Source organism: Pinirhizobacter sp., assembly GCF_035317885.1.
GTDB lineage: Bacteria > Pseudomonadota > Gammaproteobacteria > Xanthomonadales > Rhodanobacteraceae > Pinirhizobacter.
In genome coordinates this window covers 1-3,445 of the sequence record NZ_DATHFX010000533.1, presented here as the reverse complement: position 1 = coordinate 3,445, position 3,445 = coordinate 1, and the positions used below count along the sequence as shown (strand labels likewise).

Annotated in this window: 7 protein-coding genes and 1 pseudogene; 4 read left to right on the top strand and 4 right to left on the bottom strand. The window is 65.7% G+C overall.

Features of this window, described 5'->3' with window-relative positions; translation table 11 throughout:
- Positions 1 to 499: PilW family protein (locus VK519_RS17605; RefSeq protein WP_324351945.1), on the bottom strand; the 499-nt coding region annotated here is incomplete at its 3' end.
- A gap of 8 nt (positions 500 to 507) precedes the next feature.
- Positions 508 to 1,038 (bottom strand): type IV pilus modification protein PilV, encoded by a 531-nt coding sequence (gene pilV, locus VK519_RS17600; protein WP_324351943.1) that lies wholly within the window; start codon positions 1,036 to 1,038, stop codon positions 508 to 510.
- Positions 1,039 to 1,205: 167 nt separating this feature from the next.
- Here pilV and VK519_RS17595 point away from each other — a divergent pair, with 167 nt between their 5' ends.
- Entirely contained in the window at positions 1,206 to 1,391 is a 186-nt protein-coding gene (locus tag VK519_RS17595) for a hypothetical protein (protein ID WP_324351948.1), read from the top strand.
- Between the two features lie 12 nt (positions 1,392 to 1,403).
- Here VK519_RS17595 and VK519_RS17590 read toward each other — a convergent pair whose 3' ends face one another.
- Together VK519_RS17590 and VK519_RS17585 are read right to left on the bottom strand one after the other, a co-directional pair.
- On the bottom strand, positions 1,404 to 1,634 hold the full coding sequence (locus VK519_RS17590; RefSeq protein WP_324351941.1) for a hypothetical protein: 231 nt from the start codon (positions 1,632 to 1,634) through the stop codon (positions 1,404 to 1,406).
- A 66-nt stretch (positions 1,635 to 1,700) separates the two neighbouring features.
- Entirely contained in the window at positions 1,701 to 2,450 is a 750-nt protein-coding gene (locus tag VK519_RS17585) for a hypothetical protein (protein ID WP_324351939.1), read from the bottom strand.
- A gap of 182 nt (positions 2,451 to 2,632) precedes the next feature.
- Here VK519_RS17585 and VK519_RS17580 point away from each other — a divergent pair, with 182 nt between their 5' ends.
- The 3 genes and pseudogenes from VK519_RS17580 to VK519_RS17570 form a co-directional block, all read left to right on the top strand.
- A complete protein-coding gene (locus VK519_RS17580; RefSeq protein WP_414692772.1) occupies positions 2,633 to 2,956 on the top strand; it encodes a hypothetical protein in 324 nt (107 codons plus the stop codon).
- A 101-nt stretch (positions 2,957 to 3,057) separates the two neighbouring features.
- Positions 3,058 to 3,195, top strand: a complete 138-nt coding sequence (locus VK519_RS17575; RefSeq protein WP_324351937.1) for a hypothetical protein — start codon at positions 3,058 to 3,060, stop codon at positions 3,193 to 3,195.
- Positions 3,196 to 3,218: 23 nt separating this feature from the next.
- Positions 3,219 to 3,445, top strand: a pseudogene (locus tag VK519_RS17570) (hypothetical protein); the annotation flags it as partial.

The following is a 3,445-nucleotide window of genomic DNA, read 5'->3' as shown; positions in this document are numbered from 1 at the left end:
AGGTGCGCGAGCCGGGTGCGCAGTTGGCGGTAGTCGCCGCGCCACCGGTGAACGCGCAGGGGTCGGCATCGGCGTAGCGCACCACCAGCACATCCGAACCCGGCATATAGTTGGCCGCATTGGACAAGCACGAGGTGATCGGGAAGCTCGTTCCGCCGTCGTAGCCGAACACACCGCCGCCGCCCGCCGCGCTGACCTTGATGGCGCGCGTGAAGGCGTCGCCGCAACCGGAACTGCCGGGACTGTCGGTGGCGCTGCCGGTGACGTTGGCTGCCGAGGCACCGCCCCAGAAGTCGGCCATGCGCAACGACCAGTTCACCCGATCGGACGCATAGCGCAGGTTCTGCTGCAGGAAGTTGCTGCTTTCCTGCAGCCGGTAGGCGGTGCGGTTGGAGATCAGCACCTGGATCAGGCCGCCGACCACGATCAGGCCCAGCACCAGCGCCACCATCAATTCGATCAGCGAGAAACCGCGCTGCCGCCGTGCTTGGTTGTTCATCCGGGCACTCATGGCAGGAAATTGAACGAATAGGACTGGTCACCTTCCGAAGTGCTGTCCTTCTTTATGCCGCCGTCGTACCAGGTAGCGGTGATCACGTAGCTACCCAGCACCGGTGACCAGGTGATCTTGCCCTGGACCCCGGTGGTGGCCGCCGGCGCGGTCGCGGCGAGCTGGGCCAGCCAGGTGGCCACGTCATTGGTGGCGATCTGGGTGTTGCTGCAGATGACGGTGGAGCAGTCGACGGCGGTGAGCTTCTTGGCGCCGTCGTAGCAATAGGGACATTCGGCCGCGGTGGGGGCCGTGGGATTGACCGCCTTGATCGGCAACAGCGAGGCGGTATTGCCGCGCATCGCGTCGGTCAGGCCGCGCGTCTGCATCACAACCATGCTGCGGGAGCCCGCCTGCTTGGTGAACGACGCGCCCTTCAGCTGCATCAGGGCAAGACCGAGTATGCCGATCGAAAAGACGACGATGGCAATCAGGACTTCAAGCAGTGAGACGCCACGCTGGACGCGCGACGACGGCGACTTTGCCACGGTGATTCCCCCAATCCCTTTCCGACGCATACATCCTGTCTTAAGGATCCAGCGCGACGCCAGCGCCGGGCGACGAGCGGTTAGATTCCGCCGACAAACGGTATACGGCCGGTTCACCGCCCCCGGGCGTCAATGGCCATGAACCCGCAGCCGAGGAGGCCGCCCCCATGTCCAGCCACGACCGCAAAGACGTCCATCACCCCGACCACGGCCAACCGAGCCATCCCGAAACCGCCGGGGAAAAGGCCCGTCGCAAGCTCCAGGAAAGCGATAACCAGGATCAGGCGCTGGAAGAGACGTTCCCCGCCAGCGACCCGGTGTCCCCGTTCGTGCCGGCAAAGGCTCCGGATTAACCCGAACGCGGCCTAGCGCCCCTGGCGCTTGTGGAGCCCATGCTTCTGCGCCTCGCGGGCTTCGCGCCAGCCCTCACTGAGCGCCAGGGCCTCGGTTTCGTAAGTGAAGCTGCCGCTGTCGCTGGTGGCCAGGATCGTGTGCCCGTCGTCGTTGAGCACGGTGTAGCTCCAGCCGTAGCGGATGCTGCCTTCATCCGAGCGCGGGGCACGGACGGTGATCAGGGAATCGTCTTGCCGGGTCATCGGGCGTCTCCATAGGAGTCGGCCGGCATCTTAGCGCCGCGGCTAGCGAAGGTTGAATGAAACCGCTCAGGCCTGGTCTTGCAGGGGCGAATAGTCCGGCTCATTGGCCGAGGGCTCGGCCTTGCCCAGCAAGACGGGCACCTGCTCAGCGTCGATCGGGGCCAGGCGCGGGAAGGTGGCGTTGACCAGGGCGGCGACCACCGGCGCTGGACTCTGGCCCAGGTGCTGGTGGAAGAGATCGTGCAACTCGCGCACCATGCGCAGTCGCTGGCGGCTGACGTGATCCTGGCGAGCCTGGTCGGCATTGGATTGGACCCAGCTGCCGACGTCGGTGCGAAGGCCCATCAACGATCCCAGCAGGAGGTCTGCGTACTCGGCCCGGCTGTCCACCTGTGGAATCCAGGTGCCGCGCGTGGCAAGGTAACCCTCCACGGTCCGGCCGGTTTCGCCCCTGGCGCAGGCCTGTTCGAAAAGCTGCGTGTCCATGCGCATCAGGGTGTCGATCGCATGCAACACGGAACGACCGTGCAAGCCGGCGTCGTCTGGCGAGGCCCATTCCAACCCGTCGCGGTCGGTGAAGGCGCGTTCGACGATCCAGAACACGTCGAAGGCCATCAGCCGCTTCATCTCCTGGCTCATCCCGGACAGATCGCCGTCGAGCAGGTGCCAGGCTTCGATGGCGTATGGGTTTGCGCCAAAGCGGGTCAACGCCGATGTCAGTTCGCCGCGCGGATCGAGCATGTCCGCATGCTCACCGAAACCGGCCGAATATTCAGCCAGTGCATCGTTAAGCCACGCCTCAGTGCTGCCGTCCATGATCTCCCCATGCCTGCCCAGCCTACCTATCGGTATCGGCGGGCACGGGGGATGCTTGAGCAGCAGGGAGCCCCAGTGAAACCTGAACGGGCTCGGCGCGCGCCGTCAACGCACCGTGTCGGCAACCGTTTTTTCATCCTGCCGCGGACACAAGGGTCCGCCTGTTACTGGAGGAGTGACACATGAACCGTATGACCCGAATTTTCGCCCTGGCGGCTTTTGCCGGCCTCGGCCTTGCTGCCACTGCCTACACCCCGCCGGCGCAAGCCCGCGAGGTGGTGGTCGTGACCACGCGCGTCGCCCCGCCGCCGCCGCGCTTTGAACGCGTACCGCCGCCGCGCGCAGGTTACGTCTGGGCACCGGGCTACTGGCGCTGGAACGGCGCGCGCCATGTCTGGGTGGGTGGCTACTGGGTCCGCGGCCGCCCTGGTTATCGTTGGGCCGCGCCACGCTGGGAGCATCGCGGTCCGGGTTGGCGCTATTACGGCGGCGGCTGGGTGCGTTGATCTAGCTGCGCCCTCACCCCCTCGTCACTGGCGCTCCACGGCGTCATGTCCAGCCTCCGGACACGGATCGTCCGGGGCAGCTGGACGAGGGAGGCGCTTGAATGAACGAAGTACCTGAGTCAAAGGGCGTTGCGACGCCTGGCAAGCAGAAAGGCGGCATCGGCTACGTCGTACTGTGGTTACTCGGCGTGCCCATCCCCGTGCTGATCCTGATCGCGCTCGTACGCGGTTGTGCCTGATCCCCAACGCACGGAGACATCCCATGGCTTATGTAGCAAATACCGCGACGGACGTCGTCGTCACTTATCCGCGCCTGTCCTGGCGCGCCATCATCGCCGGCTGGCTGGTTGCCACGGCGGTAGCTGGATTGCTGTATGTAGCGGGCCTTGCGCTCGGTTTTGCAGCCTTTGACGCCACCGACCTGGCAAGCAGCGCCAAAGGCGTCGGCATCGGGACGGGCATCTGGTTCGTATTGACCTGGGCCGCGGC